The organism is Pseudarthrobacter chlorophenolicus (assembly GCF_000962805.1).
GTDB classification, from domain to species: domain Bacteria; phylum Actinomycetota; class Actinomycetes; order Actinomycetales; family Micrococcaceae; genus Arthrobacter; species Arthrobacter chlorophenolicus_A.
Genome location: NZ_JZTW01000013.1, coordinates 1 through 25,805, shown reverse-complemented (window position 1 = coordinate 25,805; position 25,805 = coordinate 1). Strand labels below are relative to the sequence as shown.

18 protein-coding genes and 1 pseudogene are annotated in these 25,805 nt (G+C 67.2%); 4 read left to right on the top strand and 15 right to left on the bottom strand.

Annotated elements, in window-relative coordinates; translation table 11 throughout:
* Positions 1–18: 18 nt before the first annotated feature.
* From UC32_RS13565 to UC32_RS13530, 8 genes are all read right to left on the bottom strand, one after another.
* Positions 19–3,681 carry a GH32 C-terminal domain-containing protein gene (locus UC32_RS13565; protein ID WP_045731732.1) on the bottom strand — a complete coding sequence of 1,221 codons (3,663 nt, stop codon included), beginning with the start codon at positions 3,679–3,681 and terminating at the stop codon, positions 19–21.
* Between the two features lie 37 nt (positions 3,682–3,718).
* Positions 3,719–5,254: a glycoside hydrolase family 32 protein gene (locus UC32_RS13560; protein WP_045731731.1), complete on the bottom strand. Its 1,536-nt coding sequence runs from the start codon at positions 5,252–5,254 to the stop codon at positions 3,719–3,721.
* Positions 5,251–6,384 (bottom strand): ATP-binding cassette domain-containing protein, encoded by a 1,134-nt coding sequence (locus UC32_RS13555; protein WP_045731730.1) that lies wholly within the window; start codon positions 6,382–6,384, stop codon positions 5,251–5,253. The genes UC32_RS13560 and UC32_RS13555 overlap by 4 nt, the downstream gene beginning before the upstream one ends.
* Entirely contained in the window at positions 6,381–7,370 is a 990-nt protein-coding gene (locus UC32_RS13550; protein ID WP_045731729.1) for an ABC transporter ATP-binding protein, read from the bottom strand. Before UC32_RS13550 ends, UC32_RS13555 begins: the two co-directional genes overlap by 4 nt.
* Positions 7,367–8,338, bottom strand: a complete 972-nt coding sequence (locus UC32_RS13545; RefSeq protein ID WP_045731728.1) for an ABC transporter permease — start codon at positions 8,336–8,338, stop codon at positions 7,367–7,369. The genes UC32_RS13550 and UC32_RS13545 overlap by 4 nt, the downstream gene beginning before the upstream one ends.
* A gap of 24 nt (positions 8,339–8,362) precedes the next feature.
* Positions 8,363–9,340: an ABC transporter permease gene (locus tag UC32_RS13540; RefSeq protein WP_045731727.1), complete on the bottom strand. Its 978-nt coding sequence runs from the start codon at positions 9,338–9,340 to the stop codon at positions 8,363–8,365.
* A 159-nt stretch (positions 9,341–9,499) separates the two neighbouring features.
* Positions 9,500–11,173, bottom strand: a complete 1,674-nt coding sequence (locus UC32_RS13535; RefSeq protein WP_045731726.1) for an ABC transporter substrate-binding protein — start codon at positions 11,171–11,173, stop codon at positions 9,500–9,502.
* A gap of 80 nt (positions 11,174–11,253) precedes the next feature.
* Positions 11,254–12,324 (bottom strand): LacI family DNA-binding transcriptional regulator, encoded by a 1,071-nt coding sequence (locus UC32_RS13530; protein WP_045731725.1) that lies wholly within the window; start codon positions 12,322–12,324, stop codon positions 11,254–11,256.
* A 255-nt stretch (positions 12,325–12,579) separates the two neighbouring features.
* On the opposite strand from UC32_RS13530, the pseudogene UC32_RS13525 reads away from it, so the two are divergent.
* Both UC32_RS13525 and UC32_RS13520 read left to right on the top strand, forming a co-directional pair.
* Positions 12,580–12,972 (top strand): annotated as a pseudogene (locus UC32_RS13525) (helix-turn-helix domain-containing protein); the annotation flags it as partial.
* A gap of 119 nt (positions 12,973–13,091) precedes the next feature.
* Positions 13,092–13,895, top strand: coding sequence for an alpha/beta fold hydrolase (locus UC32_RS13520; protein WP_045731724.1), 804 nt, complete (start codon positions 13,092–13,094; stop codon positions 13,893–13,895).
* On the opposite strand, the gene UC32_RS13515 is transcribed toward UC32_RS13520, so the two are convergent.
* Positions 13,892–15,112 (bottom strand): PucR family transcriptional regulator, encoded by a 1,221-nt coding sequence (locus UC32_RS13515; protein WP_045731723.1) that lies wholly within the window; start codon positions 15,110–15,112, stop codon positions 13,892–13,894. The genes UC32_RS13520 and UC32_RS13515 overlap by 4 nt on opposite strands.
* A gap of 232 nt (positions 15,113–15,344) precedes the next feature.
* Between UC32_RS13515 and ald the strand changes: the two genes are divergently transcribed.
* Positions 15,345–16,463 carry an alanine dehydrogenase gene (gene ald / locus UC32_RS13510; protein ID WP_015938949.1) on the top strand — a complete coding sequence of 373 codons (1,119 nt, stop codon included), beginning with the start codon at positions 15,345–15,347 and terminating at the stop codon, positions 16,461–16,463.
* Positions 16,464–16,563: 100 nt separating this feature from the next.
* On the opposite strand, the gene UC32_RS13505 is transcribed toward ald, so the two are convergent.
* The 6 genes from UC32_RS13505 to UC32_RS13480 all read right to left on the bottom strand — a co-directional run bounded on the left by UC32_RS13505 (position 16,564) and on the right by UC32_RS13480 (position 24,735).
* Positions 16,564–17,637: a Gfo/Idh/MocA family protein gene (locus UC32_RS13505; protein WP_045731722.1), complete on the bottom strand. Its 1,074-nt coding sequence runs from the start codon at positions 17,635–17,637 to the stop codon at positions 16,564–16,566.
* A 162-nt stretch (positions 17,638–17,799) separates the two neighbouring features.
* A complete protein-coding gene (locus UC32_RS13500) occupies positions 17,800–19,515 on the bottom strand; it encodes an ABC transporter family substrate-binding protein (RefSeq protein WP_045731721.1) in 1,716 nt (571 codons plus the stop codon).
* A gap of 46 nt (positions 19,516–19,561) precedes the next feature.
* Positions 19,562–21,811, bottom strand: a complete 2,250-nt coding sequence (locus UC32_RS13495; RefSeq protein WP_045731720.1) for an ABC transporter ATP-binding protein — start codon at positions 21,809–21,811, stop codon at positions 19,562–19,564.
* A complete protein-coding gene (locus UC32_RS13490) occupies positions 21,808–22,788 on the bottom strand; it encodes an ABC transporter permease (RefSeq protein ID WP_045731719.1) in 981 nt (326 codons plus the stop codon). The genes UC32_RS13495 and UC32_RS13490 overlap by 4 nt, the downstream gene beginning before the upstream one ends.
* A gap of 2 nt (positions 22,789–22,790) precedes the next feature.
* The gene (locus UC32_RS13485) at positions 22,791–23,774 is read right to left on the bottom strand and encodes an ABC transporter permease (protein WP_045731718.1); all 984 of its coding nucleotides are present in this window, start codon (positions 23,772–23,774) and stop codon (positions 22,791–22,793) included.
* Between the two features lie 355 nt (positions 23,775–24,129).
* Positions 24,130–24,735, bottom strand: a complete 606-nt coding sequence (locus tag UC32_RS13480; RefSeq protein ID WP_045731717.1) for a TetR/AcrR family transcriptional regulator — start codon at positions 24,733–24,735, stop codon at positions 24,130–24,132.
* 124 nt (positions 24,736–24,859) lie between these two features.
* Here UC32_RS13480 and UC32_RS13475 point away from each other — a divergent pair, with 124 nt between their 5' ends.
* Positions 24,860–25,417 (top strand): NAD(P)H-dependent oxidoreductase, encoded by a 558-nt coding sequence (locus UC32_RS13475; RefSeq protein WP_045731716.1) that lies wholly within the window; start codon positions 24,860–24,862, stop codon positions 25,415–25,417.
* The last annotated feature ends 388 nt before the right edge of the window (positions 25,418–25,805 follow it).

Here is a 25,805-nt window from a genome sequence, read left to right as displayed (position 1 = left end):
CAGTCCGGCAAACTAGCCCTACGGCAGGGCCGTCACCAGCACATCCTGGTACGCGGCCCTGCCGTCGAACACGTTGACGCCCACCCGCCCGGCGGCCAGGGGCGCACTGTCGGCCACATCTATCAGCTGCGTCCCGTCCACCGCTACCGTGATCCGGCTGCCGCTGACGGCGGCGTCCAGGGCATAGCCGACCCCGTGGCCCAGGTTCGAGGGCACACTGGCCAGGACGGTGAATGCGCCTCCGGACAACTTGAACACCCGCACCACCCGCAGGTTCGGGTCCAGGTTCACGTAGTAGGCGGTTGAACCGTCGGCCGAGGACCTCAGCAGCACCGAGCCGGCGCCGCCGTACCCCTTTTCGGGCGCCAGGTCCCGGTTCAGGAGCTCACCCGCGAAGGGCTCGCCGCCGAACCGCACGGTGGCCTGCAGCCGGACGTTGCCGTAGGTGGCGGGCCCCATGGCGGTGGAGTCCTTGTCGAACGTGCCAGCCAGGCCTGCGCCCGTGCCCTCCCAGCGTCCGCCCGGAACCACCGCGAAGCCGCCCAAATTGTGCCTGGCGGTGCCGGCCGCCGGCGGAAGGACGGCCGACGGCGGAGCGCCGGTCAGGCGAGCGGTGTCGCCGAGCTGGTGTACTTTGACGGACACCAGCCGGGCAGTTCCTCCGGCGGCCGTGAAGGACAGCCCCGTGGAGGAGTGGTCCGGGAAGACCAGTGAGGTGATGGCGGCCGTCCCGTCGCCCCCGAATACCTCCACCGAGGACGCATCCACCAGGATCCGGACCTTCACGCGCCGCTCAGTGCCCGCCACGGTGGAACTCCACGGAGCCGTGGCATTGTCCGCGGCTGAACCGGCGAAGTAGCGGGTGAAGTCCCTGCGCCCGGCGGCGCCCCGGTCCACCGTGAGCGCGGCAGCACCGGCGTCGTACTTCACAAGTGTCTGCTGCGCGCCGGTGGAGCCGTTCCCTTTCCGTACCCCGAAAGCGAAGGAGGAAGCCCCGCCCGACGACGGAATCCCCACCTCTGCTTCCAGCTCGAACGAGCGCCCCGAGACTGAGGCCAGCGGGTTGCCGGAGGTTGGCGAAACCGGGACGTCCGAGGCCTGCCATGTGGAGGTCCGTAGTGATTCTGCCTCCACCACCGGGGCCTGCGTCAGCCTCAGCCCGGCACCCGGAACGTCAATGAGCTTGATCTCGCGGGGCACCGACAGCTGGCCGTTCCACCGGCCGGTGGGCGGGCTGAAGGCGTAATCCCAGTTGCTCATCCAGCCAAGCATGATCCGCCGGCCGTCCGGGGTGCCGTAGAAGCTCATGGCCGCGTAGTAGTCGCGCCCGTGGTCCGCCTGCAGCACCGTTGAGGCGGGCGTATCGGGGGTGAACGAGGTGCCGTTCCAGGTGCCCGTGACGTACTGCGCCGCCGAACCGTTGGTGGCGCGCACGGCTCCGGTGCTCCACCACAGCACCCAGCGTTTCACCCCGGGCTGCCCCTCGACGGGCAGCTCGAAGAAGTCCGGGCACTCCCACACCCCGCCGCGGACCCAGCTCCCGTAGCCGAAGGTGCTGGCGAACGTCCAGTGCAGGAGGTCCGCGGAGGTGTAGAAGCGGAGATGGTCTCCACCCGCCACCACCATGGTCCACTTGCCGGAACCGGCGTCCCGGGTGACTTTGGGGTCGCGGAAGTCCCAGCCGCCGTCCGGGCCGCCGGGGTTTTCCACCACAGGAGCGGCTTGCACGGTCTGCCAGCTGCGGCCCTTATCCTTGCTGTACGCCGCCCGGACGGACTGGTTTCCGTTCGGGGCGTCATGGTTGAAGCTGGTGTAGTACGCGATCAGCCCGGAGCCGCCGGGGAACAGTCCGCTGGCGTTGGTGGCGTCCACCACCGCCGAGCCGGACCATGACTCCCCCGCGGCCATGTGCGGCAGGGCGATGGGCAGTTGCTTCCAGTGCAGCAGGTCGGTGCTGACGGCGTGCGCCCAGCAGCCGCGGTCCTGGTGGAAGAGGTGGTACTCGCCGTCGTAGAACACCAGGCCGTTGGGGTCCGAGCTGTTCCCCGAGTTCTGCGTGTAGTGATAGCCGGGCTGGTAGGTGCCATTCATGTACTGGTCCACGCTGTCCGCCCGGACGTTCTGGAACCAGGCCGTGCCGGTGGCAAGGAGGGCGAACCCGGGTCCGGTGGCGGCGGGTACGGTGCCGTTCAGGACCGGCGTGCCGTTGACCAGGACGGACGCTTCCGTGCCCCGCACCGTGAACTGGACGCGGTTGAGCTGCCCGGCCTTGAAGCCGGTGGCGGGCAGGGTGCCGCTGTGCAGCAGAGTGGACGCGGACCGGTTGTACAGGTTCGCCGTGCCGGCGCCGGGATCGATCCTCAGTTCGAGGCCACCGGAACCGTCTGCACCGCTGCGGACCACCACCGAGGCTGTTGCCGGTGCGGTGGCGGTCAGGTCCAGGGAGGCGACGACGTCGGACGCCACCGCCGGGATGAACCTCGCCGCGGTGCCGCCTGCCGGTGTTGCGCGCAGGCCGGCAGCGTCCGGCTCCCAGGAGCCGGACGCCGTGCGCCAGCCCTGCAGGGAACTCTCCAGGCCCCGGAGGGTCATGCTTTGGAACACGGCGGTGCCGTTGTATGAGCCAAGGCCAATATGCCCTGAACCGGCCGTCGAGTCGGTGGCCGTGATAGCGGGCGTGGCACCGTTGGGGTCCAGGAAGTCCGTTTGCCAGTAGACGGCAAGTGCGCTGCCAAGGGCTGTGACCCGGAGGCGGTAGACCTGGTTGAGCGTGATGGTTGCGGGGAACGTGCCGAGCGTGGCGTTATCGGACACCCGGTAGAGCCGCAGCCTGCCGGCGTTGGGGTCCACTTCGGCGGCGTACCCGGCGGTCCCGGCGGCATTGGTCCGGAAAAGGACAGTTCCTACGCCGAAGGGGGATGCCACCTGGATGTCGGTGGAGAAATCGACGTCGGTGGGTTGCTGCCCGGTGGCGATGGCGCGGCTGTTGGCGTTTGCCGGGGCGGTGCCGCGGAACCCGGTGGCTGTGGCGGACCAGCCGGCGCCGGTGCTCCAGCCTGAGACGTTCGCATCGATGATGCGGACGCCGGGGGTTCCAAAGGCCACGGTTCCGTTGAACGCGTGCAGCCCCACGCGGCCGGATTCGTAGCGGTAGTCCGTGGCGTCAATGCGGGAGGTGCCGTCTACGGCGACGTAGATCCGCGGTCCGTCAACGTGGACTTCCATGTTGTATGGCTGTCCCGTGTTCAGCGCGAGTGACACCGGGGCCACCACGTCCTGGCCAGTGGCGAGGTCGAACAGCCGCACCCGGTCCAGGTTGGGGTCGATGGTGGCTGCATAGCCGGCGCCGGCGTCCGGGGTTGCCCGGAACACCAGGGCGCCCACACCGTAGGGGCTTCCGGAATCGACCGTCACGCTGGCCGTGTAGCGGGCAGTGCCCGCAATGACCTGCTCGCTGGTAGCCGCGGCGTTCTGGCCTGGGGGCGCGACGGCGGTGTACCCGCCCTGGGCCGTCCGGGTCCAGGTGCCGCTGGTGCCGGCAACGTCCGGGATGGGGCTGGTGGTGCTGTTGAGGGTGGCGGGTGCGGTGCCGAGGGCCGCCGCCGGAACGGCGGCCCCCGTTCCTGCGAGGCCGGCACCAAGGACCGCTGCCGTGAGGCCCGCGGCTAATCTCTTATGCATGCAGATCGCCTTTGATCTCGGAGGTTTGGGATTGGCGCTACGGGAAGAGGGTGCGGCCACCTCCCCGGATGTCGGCCATGGTCCACGCATCGAAGGCGTCCAGGTGCACGGCTCCCACCCCGGAGAGGGTGACGTTGCCGCCTCCGCGGGTGGGGTAGACGCGGGCGGTGAGCGGCTTGCCGTTGGCGAAGACCTCGACGGCGGACCGGTCCACCAGGACGCGCAGGTGCACGTGCCCGCCGGTCATCGGGACGGGCCCGGACCGGTCCTCCGCGTCCACGGACGAGTCCAGGGAGCTGCGGGTGCGGTCGAGGCGGAGGATTCCCTCGGTGCCACCGGCATTACGTGCAGGGCGACCCACTTCGATGACGGTGTCCTCCGCGCCGTCGCCTGATCCCAGCACGCCCAGCCGCAGCACGGCCCCCGGTGCCAGGTGGAGGTCCAGTTCGAGGTCCAGCTGGTTGCCGTGGACGCCAGTATCCAGCGTCGCCGCCAGCTCCCGCGCCGGCAAGCTGGTGTGGTTGCCGCGAAGCTTCTCCAGTTCGGGGACCGGAGCGAACCGCAGCGTCCCGTCCTCCGCCAGGGTGGTGACGCGCGGCAGGCTCATCACGCCGGACCAGCCGGCTTCCACCATCGCGGCGTCCGTGCGGCCTTCCTGCAGCCAGCCGAACATGATGCGCCGGCCGGTGTCGTCCAGGAAGGACTGCGGCGCGTAGAAGTACCTGCCGCCGTAGTCCAGGCGGTGCAGCGCAGCCGGTTCGAACGAGTCGCCGGAGTACCGGCCCATCCAGTACAGCGGGTGGCGCGTGTCGCCGTCGTTCCAGGCGGAGAAGACCAGCACGTCCGGTGAACCGTCCGCCGGTTCCGTACCCAGGGTCCCGGTGCCTGCCCGGAACAGGTCCACGCATTCCCACATGGTGCCGGTCCAGTCCGTCCCGGCGGGGTCACCCTGCGAGGCGTCGCCGATGAAGAGCGGCCCCACGTAGTCCCAGGAGCGAAGGTCCGCCGACTCGTACAGAAAGGCCGTTCCGCCGCGGCCGCGCACGCCGGAGCCCACCAGTTGCCGCCACCTCTTGCCTTCGCGCCACACGCAGTGGTCGCGGTAGGCGGTGATGTCGACGCCGGCCGGCGGGGCTGCGATGACGGGGTTCTCCGGGGCCTTGGTCCAGGTGGACAGGTCCGGGGAGCCCACGGCGACGCAGGGTAGTTCGCGCTCCCCGAGGCGGCCTGAGTAGACCAGGGTGGGCGTGCCGCCATCGTTCACCAGGACGCCGGACCAGCAGCCGTCCGCATCCGGTCCGGCCGAAGGTTCCAGCGCCACGGGCTGGTCCGTCCAGGTCACGAGGTCCGTGCTGGTGGCGTGGCCCCATTGGATGCGGTGGTGGAAGGCACCCTCGGGGTTGTACTGGTAGAAGAGGTGGTAGGTGCCGTCCCATTGGGCCACACCGTTGGGATCGTTGAGCCAGCCGGCGGGAGAGACGAAATGGAAGCGGGGCCGCAGGGGATCGGCTTCGGCGCGGGCAACCAGCTCACCGCGCGGGACGGTGGCGAGCGGGTGGGTCAGTTCAGTCATGCGGAGGCCTTCCGGGAAATGTTCGACGCCGGCGGGCCCGCGGGTGCGGGGGCGCCGGCTGCGGGGTCTGCAGCGAGGGCGTGGCCGCCTGCGCCGGCACGGGGCCGGTAGAGGTGGCAGCGGACCCAGTGCCGGTTTTCGGGGGCGCCTACCTGGTGCCGGACGGGACGGTCCGCGGAGCAGGCCTGGTCCGGGTCGCCGTCGAACGCGCAGCCGGTGGAGGCCATGACGGCCTGCCGCAGTTCCGCCCGCCGGACGGGATCGTAGGAACCTGCCCGGGCCGGATCCGGCACGGCGGAGACCAGGAGTTGCGTGTAGGGGTGGGCCGGGTTGGCCAGCAGGTCCAGCGACTCGCCCTCTTCCACGAGCTCGCCGGCGAACATCACGGCCGTGCGGTCCGCGAGGTAGCGGGCAGAGGCGAGGTCGTGGGTGATGTAGAGCATCGAGATGCCCTGCTCGTCCCGGAGCCTGCGCATCAGGTTCAGCACGCCGATCCGGACGGACACATCCAGCATTGAAGTGGGCTCGTCGGCCAGGATCACCTGCGGTTCCACGGCGAGCGCACGGGCGATTGCCACGCGCTGGCGCTGTCCGCCTGAGAGTTCATGCGGGTACGAGTCCAGCATGTCCGCCTGCAGCCCCACGGTGTCCATAAGCTGCTCGAGGCGGGCCTGGGTTTCCGTTTCCGAACGGCCGCCCTTCCCGTGGATCGCCAGGGAACGCCGCAGGAAGTGCCCGATCCTGTGTGCCGGGTTCAGCGACCCGAAGGGGTCCTGGAACACCATCTGCAGCTGGGAGCGGAACGCCCGCGAGGCCTGGAAGCGGTCCCGCTTGAGCACATCGGCGCCGTCCAGCAGGATGGAGCCTTCGCTGGGCCGTTCGAGCCGGGCAACGCAGCGGGCCAGGGTGCTCTTGCCGGAGCCGGATTCGCCCACCAGCGCAACAATTTCGCCGCGGCCGATGGCCAGGTCCACGCCGTGGAGGGCACGCACAGAGTCCCGCGAGAACAGCCCGCCAACGGGGAACGATTTGCCGAGGCCGCGGACCTCCAGGGCCGGGGTGTCCGTCCGGGCGGGCCCTGGGCCGGCGGAGCCCGGACCGGTGTGGGTGGAAAGCGTTGAATGGCTCATCTGACAGCTCCTTGCAGCGATTCGGCCGCGCCCTCGAGGGTGCCGGCTCCGTGCGCGATGGACAGGTCGTCGGCACCGAACGGTGCCACGAGGTGGCCGGGCGACACCTCGGCGAGGTCCGGGATGTTCCGGAACTTCACGCCGTCGGGCAATCCCGAAAGCGGAACCCGCGGACCGGTGAGCGGCGGGAACGCGCCCATCAGCGCCTGCGTATACGGGTGGCGGGGATCGGCGTAGACGTCGTGGGCCCTGGCGGTTTCCACGATGCGCCCGCCGTACATCACGGCCATCCGGTGCGACAGTTCCACCATGAGGGACATGTCGTGGGTGATGAACAGGACGGAGAAGCCCAGCTCGCGCTGGAGTTCCTTGATCTGGGCCATGATCTCCTGCTGCACCACCACGTCCAGGGCGGTGGTGGGCTCATCCAGGATCAGGAGGGAGGGCTTGAGCGCCACGGCCATGGCGATGACGGCGCGCTGCCGCATGCCGCCGGAGAGCTGGTGCGGGTAGGACTTCAGCCGGGCGGGGTCGATCCGGACCAGCTCCAGCAGCTCCCCGGCCCGCCGCAGCGATTCCTTGCGGGACAGCCCGGCGTGGGTGGTGAAGATGTCCACGATCTGCTCGCCGATGGTCAGCACCGGGTTGAGCGAGTTCATTGCCGACTGGAACACCATGGCCACGTCCTGCCAGCGGAAGCGCCGCAGTTCCTCCGTGCTCATGGCCAGCACATCCCTGCCGCCGAAGGAGATGCTGCCGCCGGCGATCTTCGCGGGGTCCTTGAGCAGGCGCATGATCGAGTTGGCGATGGTGGACTTGCCGCAGCCCGATTCCCCGGCCAGGCCGAAGACCTCGCCGGTGCCGATGCTGAAGGAGACGCGGTCCACGGCGGTGGTGGAGCGGGTATCCCCGATGTACTTCACGGTGAGGTCCCGCACGTCCAGGATGGGTTCGTGGGACCCGAAGGAGGTCTGGGAAACTGTCATTTGGCGGCGCTCCTTTCAATGGGTGCAGGCGTTCCGGCCGTGGCGGTTTTGGGGGTCTTGATCTTCCGCAGGCGGGGGTTGGTGACCTCATCCACGGCGTAGTTGATGAGGGCCAAAGCGAACGCCACCAGTGCGATGCACACGCCCGACGGCACGAAGACCCACCAGCTTCCGGTGAGCAGCGCGCCCTCGTTGCCGGCCCAGAAGAGGTTGTTGCCCCAGGAGACGGTGCTGACGTCCCCTAGTCCAAGGAACTCAAGGCCCGCCTGGGCGCCGATTCCGTAGATCACGCAGGCCAGCAGGGTGCCCATCACGATCGAGGCCATGTTGGGGAGGATTTCCCGGAACATGATCCGGCCCGCCCGTTCGCCGGACACCACCGCGGCGGCCACGAAATCCTTGGACCGGATGGAGAGGGCCTGCGAGCGCAGGACACGGGCGGAGCCCGCCCAGCCGGTGACAACGAGCACCAGGATCACGGTTCCCAGCCCCGGCGGAAGGAACGCGGCCAGGATGACCAGGAGCGGCAGCCCGGGCAGGAGGAGGAAGACGTTGGTGACAAGGGACAGAGCCTCGTCGATGAACCGGCCGAAGTAGGCCGAAGCCAGGCCCACGAGGATGCCGATGAACGTGGAGGCGAAACCCACCGTGAGGCCCACCAGCAGCGAACTCCGGGCGCCGTGCACGGTCAGTGCCAGCACGTCCTGGCCTTTTGCCGTGGTGCCCAGCCAGTGCTCGGCATCCGGTTCCAGGGACGCCATGGCGGTGATCCGGGAGGGGTCGCCGGGGAACAGCACCGGGGCCAGGAGCGCCACCACGATGAACAGGGCCATCACGGCCATGCCCACCAGGGCCTTCCTGTTGGTCAGCAGCCCGTGGATAAAGCTGCGGTTGGGTTTGGTTTTGGGTTTCGCGGCGGGGGTTTTGCCTGCCGTGGTGCCGGGTTGCTGGAGGATTGCGGTTGCCATGGTGGGTCCTTTGTCTGCGGCCGGTCAGTTGCTGCGCACGCGCGGGTCGAGGCGGACGTACAGGATGTCCACCAGGAAGTTCGCCAGCAGCACGGCGGCGGTGATGGTGAGGAACAGGCCCTGCATGAGCGGATAGTCCAGTCCCTGGACGGCGTTGAGGAGCTGGTAGCCAACACCGGGGTAGGCGAACACCACTTCGGTGAGCAGTGCCCCACCCACCACAAAGCCCAGTCCCATGCCGAAGCTGGTTACGGACGGCAGCATGGCGTTGCGTGCCGCGTAGCGGAGCATGATGCGTCCCGGGCGCAGGCCCTTGGCCTCGGCCATGGTGATGTAGTCCTCGGAGTTGGTGGCGATCATGGTGTTGCGCATGCCCAGCATCCAGCCGCCGATGGACACCAGCACGATGGTCAGCGCCGGGAGCACCAGGTGCGCGCCGACGTCGCCGATGAACTCCCAGGTGAACGCGGGCTCCAGTCCGTCCGTGAACGCATGCCGGATGGGGAACCAGCCCAGCACCACGCCGAACAGGTACAGGGCACCCATCGCCAGCCAGAAGTAGGGGAACGATCCGATGAACACCAGCACGGGAGGCAGCGCCGAATCGATCGCGCCGCCGCGGCGCCACGCGGCCACGATGCCCAGCAGGTTACCCACGACGGCGGCAATCACCAGGGCGGTTCCGCCCAGCAGGAGGGTCCAGCCGATCTGGGACGAGATGACCTCCGTGACCGGCGCCGGGAAACGTGAGATGGAAACGCCCATCTGGCCGGTGAAGATGTTCTGCAGGTAGCCGGCGTACTGCTCCCACAGGGGCCGGTCATCCACACCCAGCAACCGGCGCAGGGCTTCGATCTGCTCGGGCTGCATCCTGTCCTGGGAGCGGGCGAACATGCGGGAAACGGGGTCCCCCGGCATGAAGCGCGGGAGCAGGAAATTCAGGGTGATGGATGCCCAGAAGGCGACCAGGTAGAAACCCAGCCGGCGCAGGATGAAGCGCACGGGTTCCCTCCAATTCGGGAGTGGTGAAAGGTTTGGGGGGCTGGCCGCCGGAGATTCCGGCGGCCAGCGGTGTCACGAAGCGAGGTTAGGGCGGTGGATGGGCCCACGCCGCCTGGGTTCCCTGGCCGAAGCGAAGCGAGGTTAGGGCGGCGGTAGGGACTACTTACGCGGTTCCAGCGAGGTCAGCACCAGCACCGTGGTGGGGGCGCGGACCGAGAGGGTGGCGTAGGGGTTGTCCTGGGTGGGCCAGCCGGTGAAGCGGGTGTCGTTGAAGGCGCCCCACTCCGGGCCGGAGAAGAGCGGCACCAGCGGAGCGGCGTCGCTGTACTCTTCCTGGAGCTTGTTGGCGAGGTCCTTCTGCTTGGACTCGTCGGATTCCGCGGCGAACTGGGCCAGCAGGGCGTCGGCCTTCGCGTCGCCGAAGCGGTGGTAGTTGTCGAACGTCTTGGTGCCCACCGGCTTCACGGTTGCCGAGCCCATGGCGGTGTTGAAGTACTTGTACGGGCTGGGATCGTTGGCGCTCCAGACGATGCCGGAATCGAAGGTGCCCGTTTCGTAGCCTGCCACCACGGCGGCCCAGTCAGGGGAATCCACCTTGGCGGTCACCCCCACCTCTGCAAGGTTCTGGGCGATCACGTTGGCTACGGACAGCCAGTCGGAGGAGGAGGCTCCCACGGAGATCTTGAACTCGAACGGCTTGCCGTCCTTGAGGGTGCGCTTGCCGTCCGCGCCCTTGGCGTAGCCGGCCTTGTCCAGCAGCTCGTTGGCCTTTTGCACGTCGTGGTTGGTCCAGGTGCAGTTGTCCTTGACCTCGCTGCTCTTCCAGGTCTCGTAGTTGCCGGACAGGCCCGTGCAGTCGGCCGGCTGGGCGTAGCCGCTCATGCCGATCTTGGTGACCTGGTCCCGGTCCACGGCCATGCTCAGTGCCTTGCGGACGTCAACGTCGTTGAACGGTGCCTTGGTGGTGTTGAGCTGCCAGTTGATCATGGCGCCCGTGGGCGGGAACCAGTACTGGCGGTGGTCCTTGTCCTTGGAGACGAACGTCTTTTCAATGTTCGGGATGTACTGCGGTGCCCAGTCCACATCGCCGTTGGCCGCGGCAAGGTTGGCGCCGTCGTTGCCGGCGAAGGCGAGCATCTTGATGCCGGCGATCTTCTGTTTCTCCGGCTGCCAGTAGTTGGGGTTCTTCTTCAGCACGAAGGACTGCGCCTGGAAGCTGTCCACCTCGGTGTAGGGACCGGTTCCCACGGGCTTGGCGTTCGCCTCCTTTTCGGGGTCGGCGAGCGTGGACCAGATGTGCTTGGGCAGGATGGTGAGCTGGCCGACGTCGTAAAGCGCCGGGGACCACGGCTTGTTGAAGTTGAACGTGACCTTGTTGCCTTCGGCGGTGACGCCGTCGAGGTATTCGAACCCGCCCTTGATCTTCTTCTGCAGCTCGAACGTGTAGGCCACGTCGTGGGCCACCAGGGGCTGCCCGTCGGACCACTTCACGCCGTCGCGCAGCGTGAACGTGACGGACTTGCCGTCGTCGGCGGCTTTCCACTCGGTGGCGAGCCACGGCACCGTGTCCCCGTTGGCCGGGTTGAAGATCAGCAGCGATTCGTAGATGGACTGCTGGACCATGGGGTTCACGGTGGGGGCGAAGGGGTTGAAGTTCTGCACGAACGTGCCCATGTCCTCACGCGGGATGGTGAGCAGCGCACTCGCGTTGGAGCCGGCGTCGGTGCTGTTTGCCTTGTTGGTGTTGGCCGCGCAGCCGGTCAGCAGCATCGCTCCCACGGCCAGGCCAGCAGCCGTGATCCGGGCAGCCCGGAAGAATCGGGGTTGTGTCATGATGGATGTCTCTTTCCTGTCTTCATCAGCGAGGTGAAGGGTGGGTTAGGGGTTTTGCTCTTCGGAACTTGATTTCGCGGTCAGACCGAAGAGCGTTCTAGCAGCGGACAGTCGACCAGTTGCTGGTCGGCAATGATCGGCTGTCCTGCTGTAAGGGCGGCGAGCGTCTGGACTCCCAGGGCTCCCATTTTTTCGAACGGCAACGCAACGGTGGTCAGTTTGGGCCGCAGGTAGGCCGCAATCAGTTCCTGGTTGTCGAAGCCGATCACGGCGATGTCTCCGGGGATGGTCAGGCCCCGTTCCTTGATGGCGTCATAGGCGCCCATCGCCATGCGGTCGTTGAGGCAGAACAGTGCCGTTGGCCTGCGCTCCCCCTGGTACCGGTCCAGGATCCGGCCGGCGGCCTCGTAGCCGCCGTCGGCCGTCGCGTATCCGGACACCACCAGTTCCGGATCCAGGTCCAGTCCGGCGGCGGCCAGTGCTTCGCGTGCACCTTCCAACCGCCCCACTGCAGCAGGAATCACCGGGTCAAGGTTGATAACTCCTATCCGCGTGTGGCCGGCCTTGAGCAACCGTTCGACGGCCACCCGGCCACCCGCACGCTCGTCAGGGACGATCGAGGGCAGCTTTCCATCAGCGTCGAAACAGTTGATCAGGACAGTGGGTACTTCATTGGCGCTTTCCGGAACGTGGACGCCCCGGTGGAAGGTGGCTGCGTACAGAAGTCCCTCCACTCGTTGTTCCAACAGCTTCTCCGTCGCAGCATCTTCCAGGCCCTGGTTGGGTCCTACGGCATCGGCCTGGTCGGAGGGCGCGATGAGCAGGAACCGGCGGTCAAGCCAGGCCTGGTCCTGGGCACCTTTGATGATGTCGACGGCGAACGGGGCCGTGACGATCTCGGTGACAATGCCGTACCAGCCGCTGCGCTGGGATGCCAGTGCACGGGCGCCGGCGTTGGGCCGGTAACCCAGTTCCTGGACGGCCTCGTTGATCCGGGTGCGGGTTTCCTCGGAAATGCTGGCGTTTTCGCGGTTGCTCAGGACGAACGAAACGGCTGTCCGGGAAACGCCGGCGTGCTTGGCGACGTCATTCATGGTGACGCCCCGCTGCCGCACGGCGGCGGACTGCTGGGGTGTGGTGCTTTTCGCCATTGAATGCTCCGGGTCTTCGTCGACTGGGCCGTGCCAGCTTCTGCGTGGTGAGGTGTTTCCTGTACCGCGGCCACCTTGTGGGTAACGCGCGTTACTTGGATCGTGTGATTGAGGTTACGCGCGTTACTAACGCCGTGTCAACGCTTTCTTTTGGCCGCCCCCCACTTCCTTTTTCGATGGGTTCCACACCCAACCCCGCGAGGCCGGCCCTGTGCCCGGCAGGGAACCGCTGCAACGGAGCGTTAGGCTTCCTGTATGGCACTGATAGCCCCCCGCGTGACAGCCGGACTGCCCGCAGAAGATGCCGGCGGCCTCGCCCGCGCCCTGCGGGACAGCGACGACATCACCGTCTTTGTGGACGGCACCGTCCACCGTCTGCCCGCCCAGGCAAGGGACGCCGTCGTGGACCTCCTGGCACGGCTCAGCCGCGGCGAGGCGGTGACCGTCAGCAGCGTGGAGGAAATGCTGACCACCTCCCGGGCCGCTGAACTGGCCGGCATTTCCCACACGTACCTGCGCAACATGACGGACCGCGGCGAAATCCCCGTGGAATACCGGGGTACCCACCGGCGGATCCGGCAGAGCGCCATCCTGGCCTGGCTGGAGACCCAGCGGCGGAAGGAACGCGAGGCCGCGGCGGACGGCGGCACACATGCCGCCGGCACCAACAGTGCACGTGCGGACGGCCCGGCGCCGGACAGCGTGGCCACAGGCAGCGCCGGCGGTTCCGGCGCGTCCGGTGTTGCCGACGGCAGCGCAGGGCACCGATGACGGTCCCCCTGCGGTCCTCGGCAGTTGAAGCACGCGGCCTGTCCGGCCGGATCTTCTGGGCGGACGGCACGCCGCCGCCCTCGCACGGCGCAGTGCCGGCCAACGGAGGGCCGGCATATATCCTGATCCACGGAATCGGCGCTTCGCACCGCTACCTTCGGCGGTTGCACCATCTGCTGGCCGCCACCGCGCCCACGTATTCCATGGATCTGCCCGGGTTCGGCGGAACGCCCCGGCCCGCGCGGCAGCTGCCCGTGGAGGACTACGGCGCCTTCATTGCCGAAACCCTCGAATCCAGCGGCATCGAATCCTACATCCTGGTGGGCCATTCAATGGGCGTTCAGTTCAGCATTGAGGCGGCCCGTCACGCGCCGGACCGGGTGCGGCAGCTGGTGCTGATGGGCCCCGTGGTCGACGAACGCCACAGGACTGTCACACGCCAGGGTGTCGCCCTGCTGCTGGATGCGCTCCTGCGCGAATCGGCGGCGTCCAACTGGACAGTTATGTCTGACTACTTCCGCTGCGGCCCGCGCTGGTACTTCACCGAAGTTCCGGTGATGATGGACTACCCCACCGAGAAGTGCGTGGCCGGCATCGACATTCCCGTCCTGGTGCTGCGCGGCGGGCAGGACCAGGTTGCCGGCCCTGAATGGTCACGCCGGTTGTCTGCTGCGGCGCCGCATGGGCACTTCGTGGAAATCCCGGGAGCGGGCCATGTGGTCCAGCACCTCCGGTCCCGGCAGGTGGCAGAGGCGATCACCTCCTTCGTGGCGGCGACCTCCGGGCGGGCCCGCCGCTAGATCCTGGGCCGGGCAGCCCACCGGCGCATCTTCAGGGCGGCGTGCAGCTCCAACCGGGGCAGCCCCCTTAGCGGGTCCACGCCCAGGAGTTGGCGGATCCTGCCCAGCCGGTTGTAGATGCTGCTCCGGTGCAGATGGAGCTTCGTGGCCACGTCCTGGACGGAACCATCGTTGTCGTAAAGGAGTTCCAGCACCGGAATGAGTTCGCTGTTCCGGTCATGGTCTTCGAGCATCCGGAAGTACACGGACCCCGAATCGGCCCAGGCACCCACCCCGCCTCCGGCGGAGGCCAGCAGCTGGTAAACGCCGGTGGACCGGCAGTCCACCAGCTCACCCAGTTGGGGGTCGACGGCGGCCGCCTGGGCTGCGAGCTTCGACTGCCGGTACGCCTCGCCCAGCTGGCGGGTCCGGGTGAACCCTTCACTGATGCCAAGGATGATGCGGTGCACCGGCCGGCCGGACCGCTTGGCCAGCTCCAGCTGGTAGTGCACCAGGACCTGCGCATGGTTGGCCCGGCCGGACAGCTCGCGGAACAGCACCACCGAATGGGTCTCCGTGCCGGCACTGAACAGTGCTGCGTCCACGCCCACGGTGGCCTGCAGTGCAGTGGACCGGTGGATCAGGGTGGAGGCGATGGGGTCCGGGCCGCTGGCCCAGCCATCGGCGTCCAGCACGGTGACCATCTGCCACGGCCCGCGGCCCTGGACTTCCTTCCAGCCGGCGACTGCGGCCACGGCATTCGGTTCGCCGGAGCAGGCGGACAGGAACTCGCGTTCACGGCTGCGCCGGAACTCGGACTCGGCCGTGTTGGAGTCCAGCAGGAGCCCGGACAGCAGCTCCAGCTCATGGTTCACCGCCGGCAGCTGGGTGAGGATCGCCGTCGGGCTCTCCTCCGCCGAATCCTGCTGCACCCACAAATAGCCCACGCGGAAGCCGCGCACCATCAGGGGGACGCAGACGCGGCCCAGCATGCCCAGGTCCGGATTAGCCGGCACCACCACCGGCCGCACGGCAGTGGCGATGCCCTGCGAGAGCTGCCATGCGCTCACGTCCGCCGGCACCTTTTTGCTGAGCAGGAAGTTCACGCGAACCCGGTCCGCATGGGACTGGTTGGAGCTGTACGCGAGGAGCAGGCCGTCCAGGTCCTCCAGCGAAAGGCCGCGGCCCAGCTTCTGCGCCACCTGCTCCACGAGCTGTTCCACACCCTGCTGCTGCATGCGCCAACATTACTGCCCGCCAGCCCGTGGGCACGAACGGACAACAGGCGACACCTGACGCTCCCACCCTCGACAAATGTCTATCTCAGAGGAGCGGATTTCCCGGAATTCCGGGGATCCCGCCACCAGGCCCTACCGCGGCCAATGTCGGCTGGCTCACAGCGGATTTATCGTGGAAACACGAAAACCTTCCGCACTTTCCGGCTTACCCGCCGAGAACCTGGAGCCCACGATGATCATCGGTGTCCCGAAAGAAATCAAGAACAACGAGTTCCGCGTCGCCATCACCGCAGCCGGCGTGCACGAATTCCGCACCCACGGCCACTCGGTGCTGGTGGAGCGCGGCGCGGGCCTGGGCTCCGGCATCACCGATGAGGAATACGCCATCGCCGGCGCCGAGATCGTCACCGAAGCCGATGACGTCTGGTCCCGCGCGGACATGGTGATGAAGGTCAAGGAGCCCGTCAAGGCTGAGTACCACCGGTTCCGCAAGGGCCTGATCCTCTTCACGTACCTGCACCTGGCCGCCGAGCCCGAGCTCACCCAGGAGCTGATCAACTCCGGCGTCACCGCCATTGCCTACGAGACCGTCCAGGAGGGCCGCACCCTCCCGCTGCTCGCCCCCATGTCCGAGGTTGCCGGCCGGCTGTCCGTCCAGGTGGGCGCCTCCTCCCTGATGGCTCCCGCCGGCGGCAAGGGCGTCCTGCTGGGCGGCGTTCCCGGCGTCCGCCCCGCCAAGGTTGTTGTCCTCGGCGCAGGTGTGGCCGGCACCAACGCCGCCGCCATGGCCCTGGGCCTGGGTGCCGATGTCACTATCCTGGACATCAACATCAACCGCCTCCGCGAACTGGACGCCCAGTACCAGGGCCGGCTGAAGACCGTGGCCTCCAACGCCTACGAGATCGAAAAGTCCGTAGTGGACGCCGACCTGGTGATCGGCTCCGTGCTGATCCCCGGCGCCAAGGCCCCCAAGCTGGTCACGAACGACCTCGTTGCCCGCATGAAGCCCGGCTCGGTCCTGGTGGACATCGCCGTGGACCAGGGCGGCTGCTTCGAGGACACCCACCCCACCACGCACCAGGAACCCACGTACAAGGTCCACAACACGATCTTCTACTGCGTGGCCAACATGCCCGGTGCCGTCCCGAACACCTCCACCTACGCGCTGACCAACGTCACGCTGCGCTACGCCGTGTCCCTCGCGAACCTGGGCGTCAAGGCAGCCTTCGACCGCGATCCCGCCCTCGCGGCCGGCCTCAACATCGCCGCCGGACACGTGGCCCACCACTCCGTGTCCGAGGCACACAACCTGCCCCTGGTTTCCGACTGGCACGAGCTCGTCTCGGCCTAAGTCTCCTCGCCCGCTGCACTGGGCGACACACATCCTCTGCGTGCTGCTCCTTCGTCGCTCTGACGCACGCTGCCGGATGTCTGTCGCCCAGCTTTCGTGGTTAAGCCTTGGGCGCGGCCACTTTCCTCGCGCTCTCGATGATTTTGAGGACCTCCAACGCGTCCTCCGGGTCTACAGGGAGGGGCAGGGATGACTCTGCTCCGCCGTCGAGGATCTTGTCTGCCAGGAGGCGGTAGAACCCGGGGTAGTTGCCGCGTTCGGTGGGAAGCCGGTCCAGGTGGCCGTCGCGCCCCAGGAGGCCCGCCCACTCGGGTGCCTCCACGCCGTACTCCTGGTCCAGGGGGCTGCCGCCGGCCACGATGAATGGTTCCTGCGGGTCCACGCCGTGCTTGGTGAAGCCGCCCACCGAGCCCAGCACACGGAACCGCGGGGCCTGCTGCGCGCAGAGCATGTTCATGCTGAGGTGGCTGGCCACCCCCGAGTGGTGGCGGAGCACCAGGAAGACGTCGTCGTCGGCCCGCTCGTCGGAGCGGCGGGCCTGCAGATCGGCGTGGGCTACGTCGGCCGGGCCGAAGAGCTGCAGCGCCTGGTCGATCAGGTGGCTGCCAAGGTCGAACAGGGCACCGCCGCCTTCGGCAGCCGTGGCCCGCGCCTTCCAGGCCTTCGCGATGTTGGGCGACCACCGCTCGAAACGTGATTCGAACCGAGTCACTTCGCCCACAGCCTCAGCGGCGAGCAGTTTCCGCAGGGTCAGGAAGTCGCCGTCCCAGCGCCGGTTGTGGAAGACGGTGAGGACCCTCCCGAGTTTGCGGGCCAGCCCGGTCAACTCCTGCCCTTCTTCGCTGGAGATGGCGAACGGTTTGTCCACCACCACGTCCAGCCCGGCCTCCAGCGCCGCTTTGGCCAGCGGGTAATGCGTGGCCGGCGGGGTTCCCAGCACCACCAGGTCCAGGGCGTCGGACAGCTCCAGGACCGCCTCGCCGTCGCGGACGGTCTTGACCCCCGGGTAGCGGCCTTTCGCCGCCTCCTGGCGGTCGGCGTTTGAGGTGGCCACGATGTCCAGCGAATACCTCTTGTCCGCGTCCAGCAGGGGGGCGTGAAAGACGCTGCCGGAGAGTCCAAAGCCGACGACGGCGGTACGGATGGTGCGTGGCTCAGCTTCAGTTCCGCTCATGCCACCAACGCTACTCCGGCGCGCGTGTCACCGCTGCGGGGTCCTGCACCGCCGCCTACCGGCAATCCGGCTATCGGTTAAACGCTGTCGGTTAAACGGCCGGGGCCGGCGTCCCCCTTTCGGGAGGCGCCGGCCCCGGCTGCGGCTAAGCGGCGGGCGGGATTACTTCTTTTCCCAGCCCAGGGTGGTCCAGTCCGGAACCTGGGACAGGCTCTGGAACAGCGACGGGCCGTAGTTGGCGAGGCCCGTGCGGACGAAGGAGATCTGTGGGCCGTTCATGACCACGCCCATGGAGAAGTACTTCGCCATGTGCTCCTTTTCGACCTCCATGGCCGCCTTGTTGCGCTCGGCGTTGTCCTCGATGGAGGCGAGGTCGGCGATCTTCTTGTCCAGCTCGGCGTCGCCCAGCTGGTTCTCGTTGGTCTTGGAATCGTAGTACTGCTTCACGGCGTCGGTGGCGTCCGGGCCTACGGTGTAGCCCGAGACGCTCATGTCGAAGTCGCGGCCGCCGATGACCTTGCCGAAGTCGGCGGAAGCACGCTGGTCGATTCCGACGTCCATGCCGCCGGCCTGCAGCTGCTTCTGCAGGGTCTGGGTGAAGGCCAGGGTGGTGGGATCGTCACCGAAGTTGCTGATCTTGAAGGCGGCAGGCTTGCCGTCCTTCTCCATGATGCCGTTGGCGTTGGCCGTGTAGCCGGCATCAGTCAGGACCTTCTTGGCAGCGTCCGGACCTGTTTCCTTCACGGGGTAGTTGTCCTGGTAGTACTCGGAGAACGGCAGGAGCATCATGGAGCCGGAGCTGGGCTCTTCCCAGTTGAGGCCGTTGAAGCGGACCTTGCGGAGGGCTTCGCGGTCCACGGCGGCGAAGATGGCTTCGCGGATGGCGACGTCGGTGACCTTCTGGGCATTGATGTTCATGCCGCCGGCGAACAGGCGCTGGCCGCGGCGGATGTCTGCGTCCTTGGTGCCTTCCAGCTGCTTGTAGGGCGTGATGGTGTTGGCCGAGACGGCGTCGATTTCACCGTTCTTGAAGGCGGCGATCTGGGCGCTGCTCTCCAGCTGGCGGAAGGTGACGTTGGCCAGGACCGGCTTCTTGCCCCACCACTTGTCGTTGGGCACAAGGGTCACCGTCTTGGCAGCGGAGTCGTACTGGTCAAGCTTGAACGGGCCGGCCATCCACTCGGCGTGCATGTTGCCGTTGAAGCCTTCGTTGAAGATCTCCGGGGTGTTCACGGCCGGGTGGATCAGGCCGAAGAAGAGCGAGTCAATGGGGTAGACCGGCTGCGTGGTCTTGACGATGACTTCCTTGTCGCTGCTGCCGGCCTCTACCGACTCGACGAACTGGTAGGCGCCGGAGCTGACGATGTCGTAGCCGTTGTCCGGGCTCTTGAGGATGTTCCAGGTGTTCTGGAAAGCCTTCACATCGATGGGGGTGCCGTCGTTGTAAGTGGCCTTGTCATTGACCTTGATGGTGATGGTCTGCTTGCCGTCCTTGACCTCGCTCTCTACGGACTCGCAGAAGTCCGTGTTGGGCGTGACCTTTCCGGTGAAGTCGACCTTCCAGCAGCCACCCATGCCGCCGCTGTTCATGGCAACCGGGTTGATGGGGACCTGCAGGGCGGAGTTGTCCGCGCTGTTGCCGTTGTTGGAGAAGCCGTTGAAGTCCGGGCCGATGTTGCCCAGCGGAAGGGTGACCTTGCCGCCCTGCTCAAGATCTGCTGCCGGCTTTTCGTTGATGCTGATCAGCTTGGACAGGTCGCTGCCCGCCTCCTGCCCCTTGGCTGTCTCCGGCCCCGTGGAGCCGCCACTGCCGCAGGCCGTCAGCGCCAGAGCAGCAGCAATGGCTGCAGCTCCGCCGATCCTGTTCAGATTCCTCATGGTTTTCCCTTCGTTGATGCGAGTGGTGCGGGTGGGTCGGCTAAATCTAGGGTGCATGGTGTTCCGCCTGGTCGTGGCTCACCAGCATGTCTTCGTCCAGTTCTCCGTCAGGGAAGAAGCAGGCGAAACGCTGATCCGGCGAAGGTGCCGCAGGTTCCAGCGCCTGGGCCGCCGACGACGGGGCCACGGCTTCCAGCGGCGGTTCCAGGGTGAGGCACTTTTCCTGTTTCGCGGCGGGGAGGGCGGCAAACACCGGGCAGCGGGTGGCAAAGTTGCAGCCCTTGGGGGCATCCAGCGGCGAGGGGAGGTCGCCCTTGAGGATGATGCGTTCCCGGGTGCGTTCCACGTGGGGGTCCGGCACCGGGATGGCGGAGAGCAGTGCGCGGGTGTACGGGTGCCGCGGGTTGTCGAACACGCGGTCCACCTCGCCGATCTCCACGATCTTGCCCAGGTACATTACCGCCACGCGGTTGGAGATGTGCCGGACAACCGAGAGATCGTGGGCCACCAGGAGGTAGCTCAGCCCCAGTTCCGCGCGGAGCTTGTCCAGCAGGTTGATGACCCCGGCCTGTACCGAAACGTCCAGCGCAGAGACCGGCTCGTCCAGCACCACCAGCTTGGGGTTCACCGCAAGCGCGCGGGCGATGCCGATGCGCTGGCGCTGGCCGCCGGAGAACTGGTTGGGGAACCGGTTCACGTGGTCCGGCTGCAGGCCCACGAGCTTCATCAGCTCCATGATCCGTTTCCGGATGGCCTGGCGGTCCAGGCCGGCGTTCTGCAGCGGTTCCGCGAGGACCTCGTAGACGGTGAACCGCGGGTCCAGGGCGCCGGTGGGGTCCTGGAACACCATCTGCAGTTCGCGCCGCATGGCGTTCTTGGTCTTGGTGTCGGCGGCCTGCTTGTTGCTGATGCCGCCGATCACCACCTCGCCGTCCTGGTCCTTGTGGAACTCCATGATTTCCAGCAGCGTGGTGGTCTTTCCGGAACCCGATTCGCCCACGATGGAGAAGCATTCACCTTCACGGACATCGAAGCTCAGTCCGTCCACGGCCTTGACGGTGCCGATTCGCTTCTTGAGCAGCGCACCCTTGGTCAGCGGGAAGTGCTTGCGCACGTCCTTGAGCTCGAGGACTGTTGAGCGGTTTTCCCGCGGGATGGCGTCGAAGCGGGATTCCGGAACGGGTGGAGCGGAGAAAATATCGTGGACGTCCACGTCCCCGCCGAGGGCCTCCGACTTGATGCAGGCGGCGTGGTGGAGGGCGACGCCGGGGACGGGCGCCAGGGCGGGTTCCCCTTCCAGGCAGGCCTCTGTGGCGAGCGGGCAGCGCGGTGCGAAGGAGCATCCCGTGGGGGTGTGCAGGAGGTTCGGCGGTATGCCGTCGATGGGCACCAGGGATGACTTTTCCGAGACGTCCACGCGGGGGACGGCGCCGAGCAGGCCCAGCGTGTAGGGCATCCGGGGGTTGTAGTAGATATCGTCCACCGCGCCGGTTTCCACGGGCTTTCCGGCGTACATCACCATGATGTCGTCGGCCATGCCCGCCACCACGCCAAGGTCGTGCGTGATCATCACGACGGCGGCACCGGTTTCCTCCTGCGCGGTGTGCAGCACCTCGAGGACCTGGGCCTGGATGGTGACGTCCAGGGCCGTCGTCGGCTCATCCGCAATAAGCACGCGGGGGTTGTTGGCAATGGCGATGGCGATCATTACGCGCTGGCGCATGCCGCCGGAGAATTCGTGCGGGAAGGCCTTCAGCCGGTCCTTCGGGCTGGGGATCCCCACCATGGCCAGGAGCTCGACGGCGCGGGCTTCTTTGGCCTGCTTGCTCATGGTGGGATTGTGGATGGTCAGCGCTTCGATGATCTGGGTGCCCACGGTGTACACGGGCGTCAGGGAGGACAGCGGGTCCTGGAAGACCATGGCCAGCTCATTGCCGCGGTATTCGCACATGGCCTTGTCGCTGAGCCCCAGCAGTTCGCGGCCCTTGAGCCGGACCGAACCGGTGACCTCGGCGGTCTCCGGAAGCAGGCCCATGATAGCCAGCGAGGTCACGGACTTCCCCGAGCCTGATTCGCCTACGATGCCCAGCGTCTTGCCCGGCAGCAGGTCGAAGTCCACGCCACGCACGGCATGGACCACCCCGTTCTCCGAGTTGAACCGGACGTTGAGGTCCCGCACGGAGAGCACGGCGTCAGTGGGCGCGTGGAGCCCAGCTATGTGCAGCCGCTCGACGGCGTCTGCGGTGGAGTTGACCGATGCGGTGGTTCCGGATCCGGTAGTGGTTTCGCTGCTCATTTGCTCATCTCCGCACGGATCTTCCTGGCCTTTCGGGCCTTGCCCGTGGAACTGGAACTTGGGTCGAACGCGTCCCGCAGGCCGTCGTTCATCATGGCCAGGGATCCGGTGAGCAGGAACATCACCGTCAGCGGCACCCAGAACATCCACGGGAAGGTCTGCACCTGCGAGGTGGCACCGCCGATCAGGACACCCAGGCTGACGTCCGGAACCTTGATGCCGATGCCGATGAACGAGAAGGCCACCTCGGCGAGGATGGCGCCGGTGACGCCGCGGGTGATGTCCAGTACCAGCAGGGAGCCGATGTTGGGGACCAGGTGCCGCCAGACGATCCGCCGCGGCGGGACCCCCATGTACTGGGCCGCCTTCACGAAGTCGCGCTGCATCAGGGACATGGACAGGGACCGGATCAGCCTGGCGGTTCCCATCCAGCTGAAGACGAGCAGGACGATGATCAGCAGCAGCCAGGACGGCAGGTCGCGCTTGAGGCCGGCTCCGCCCCCGCTGGTGGCGACTGCAACCACGAGCAGTGCCGGCATCATGATGAGCGCTTCGAGGATGAAGAGCATCACCTTGTCCACCTTGCCCCCGAAGTAGGCCATGGTGCAGCCGTAGACCGCGGCGATCAGCACCGAGACCAGTCCCACGATCAGGCCGATCAGGATGGAGATGCGGGTGCCTTCAACGGTCATCGCATACAGGTCGATTCCCGCCTGTGAGGTGCCCAGGAAGTGCTCGGCCGATGGCGGCATGCCGATGTTGAAGGGGTCGATGGTTTCCTTGTCCCAGGTGGTAAAGAAGCCACCCACGAAGGAAAAAACGGTGAGCGCGACGAAGATGACCAGGCCGGCCACGGCGGTCTTGTTCCGCATGAAGCGCCGGAAGATGATGGTGGACTTGCCGATGACGACGTCGGCGCTCTCCAGGTGCGCGTCCTGCGCTACTGCGGCTGGGTCCACTGCGTTGAGGTTTGTCATGGTTACTGCACCCGCACTCTCGGGTCAACCAGGGTGGTTGCGAAGTCGGCCAGGATGGCGCCCAGGGCGAAGATGACCGAGCCGTACGCCAGGGTGGCGGTGGCGGCGTTGACGTCCTGGAGGGAAATGGCGTCAATGCTCCAGGAACCGACGCCGGGCCAGGCGAAGATCTTTTCGGCAAAGAAACCGCCGGCGAAGATGGCCGGGATGGTGAAGGCGATGCTCTGGGCCACCGGGATGAACGAGACACGGAGGGCGTGCCGGGCAATGGCCTGGTTCCTGCTGAGCCCCTTGGCGCGGGCGGTCCGGACGAAGTCGGCGTTGACGTTGTCCAGGAGGTATTGGCGCTGGGCAATCTGGTACGCGCCCCAGCCCACCAGCGTGATGGCCACCGTGGGGACGGCATAGTGGGCCGCCATGTCCACTATCTGCGCCCAGCCAGGCTCCATCCCCGGGGTGGAGATGCCGGTGACGAAGAAGATGCGCTGGCCCACCGTCTCGTTGATGTTGATGGCCCCCAGCTGCACCAGGAAGTAGGCGATGGGCGCAGGGACGATGTAGGCGAGGTAGCTGTAGGACGTGATGACGCGGTCCTGGAATTTGTACTGCCGGGCGGCCGAGTACACACCGAGGGCAACGCCAATAACGAGCGTGAGGATGATGGAGGCCAGGAAGAGTCGGGTGGAAATCCACACTCGGTCACCAAATTCGGCGTTGATGAATGCGCCGTTGGGGCTCCTGCCCCAGTCCCAGCGGGTGACTACGCCGGTAAGCCACTGGACGTAACGCTCCCAGGCGTTGAGGTCCGGGTCGAGGCCCTTCAGGCGCATCGAGTTGGCCACCTGTTCAGGCGTGGGCCGGGGGATGCGTTCCTGCTCCAGCAGCGCCGGCTTGAGGGAGCTGACGGCCAGGAAATATCCGGCGGACGTGGTCAGGAAGATCATCACCACATACGTGATGCCGCGCTTGGCAAGGTACTTGAGCATGGGACGGCTACTTTTGCTTCGCCGCCACGTGCTGCTGCGGCGGACACAGCCAGGCCCGCCGGTGTGCCGGAATGCGGGGCAAAACAACAATCACGCGATGGTCCTTCCGTCTTCCCCGGCTGGGCGGGGGTTGTGCCGCGTCGCCGGAGTTCGTTGCCAGCGGGTAGCTGGCTCCCGCAGCCCTTGCAGGCTGGTCCTGATGGACTATGTTGCGGGTCACATTCCAGAGGAAACTATCACAGCCGTAAACGCAAGATGCCCGCCAATGCCCGGAAAAGGACACGCCCGTATCAGATCGTTATGAATAACTCTGTGAAGTTGATTTGACTGGACTGATCCCGCCCCGGACGCTAACCTAGGCGGCCGCCACCACGCGTGTGACAAGATCCCGCCAGGAATCCACCAGCCGCTCCGGCGGAACGCCGTGCCGGCGGACCAGGTCGAGGAGGCGCTCGGGGTCCAGGGCGGCGCTGAGCGACCCCGCCATGAGCCAAGGGTCGGCGTCGAACCCCTCATCCCTCAGCAGCACCTCGATGTGCCGGAGCCAAAGCGCCGCGGCGGGCACTTCAAACCTCCCCCGCGAGGCATTTTCGGCGGCCAGGACCAAGTCGCCGAACTCCACCACGTAGGCAATGCGTTCAGCACCGAAGGCGATGAGCCGCTCCAGGCCCGAAGCTCCGGGCCCAAGGGGCGGCGGGCCGAACATGAACCGCGCCTGGAAGTCCGCCTCGGAGTCGTTGAGCAGTGTCAGCATCAGGCCGGCCCGGCTGCCGAAGCGGCGGAATACCGTCCCCTTGCCCACCCCGGCCCGCTCCGCGAGGCGGTCCATGGTGAGCCCCTCGGTGCCGCAGTCGGCAATCAGCTCCCTTGCAGCGAGCAGGAGCCGCTCCCGGTTCCGCGCGGCATCGCTGCGTTCGGCCGCTGCGGGAGTCGGCTCGGGGCGCAGTGGGATGGAGGTCACAGGACCCAGTTTAGACCCCGGGAATAATAAACGGACCATGGTCCGTTTAGTCTGGTGAAGGCATCACATGCCCCAGCTTTGACAAGGCCTGCGGCCCTCCCGCGGCCCCTACCAAGGAGTTTTTATGACGAAGAGCACCATCCTTACCCTCGTTGGCAGCCTGCGTGCCGGGTCCACCAACCAGCAGCTGGCCGAGGCCATCCAGCTCAACGCCCCCGACCAGGTGGACGTCGTGATCCACGACAGCCTGGGCAACATCCCGTTCTACAACGAGGACATCGACGTCGAGGGCCAGGTTCCCGCCGCTGCCGCCGCACTGCGCGCCGCCGCCGGCGAAGCCGACACCATCCTGCTGGTCACCCCGGAGTACAACGGCACCGTCCCCGCTCCGCTGAAGAACGCCATCGACTGGCTGTCCCGTCCCTTCGGCGCCGGCGCCCTTGCCGGCAAGCCCACCGCCGTCGTCGGCACCGCCTTTGGCCAGTTCGGCGGAGTCTGGGCGCAGGACGAGGCCCGCAAGGCCGCCGGCATTGCCGGCGCGCAGGTCATTGAGGACGTCAAGCTGGCCGTCCCCGGCTCCATGGTGCGCTTCGCCGAGATCCACCCCAAGGACGACGCTGAAGTTGTGGAGCAGATCAAGGGCGTCTTCGACGCACTGTCAGCAGCAGCCCCGGCAGCCTAGCCTTCTGCGCGGGCCATCCGCGCAACTCCGGCCGCGCCCGGCACGCATCCTCGTGTGCCGGGCGCAGCTGTGTCCGGGTGGCGCCGGGCCGAAGCCCTGCTGGCGCACTCCGCCGTGACCAACTCTTGTCCCAACCGGTACCGCACGGACATCTCCGCCGGGGAGGGCCGCCGTAACGTTAATCCACTGGAATAACCGGATGGAATTGCGGTGCAGCATGCCAAGAGAAACGGCAACCGGGGGGCGGCGGATTGGGTGGGTGGCGGTCGCTGCCGCCCTGGCGCTTCCGCTGTGGCTCACCGCCTGCGACGGCCTCCCGGCGTCACCGCGGGAGGGTACTGCTGCAAGCCCGGCCGCGGCTCCAGGCGCCGCCGTGCCGGGCCCGCAG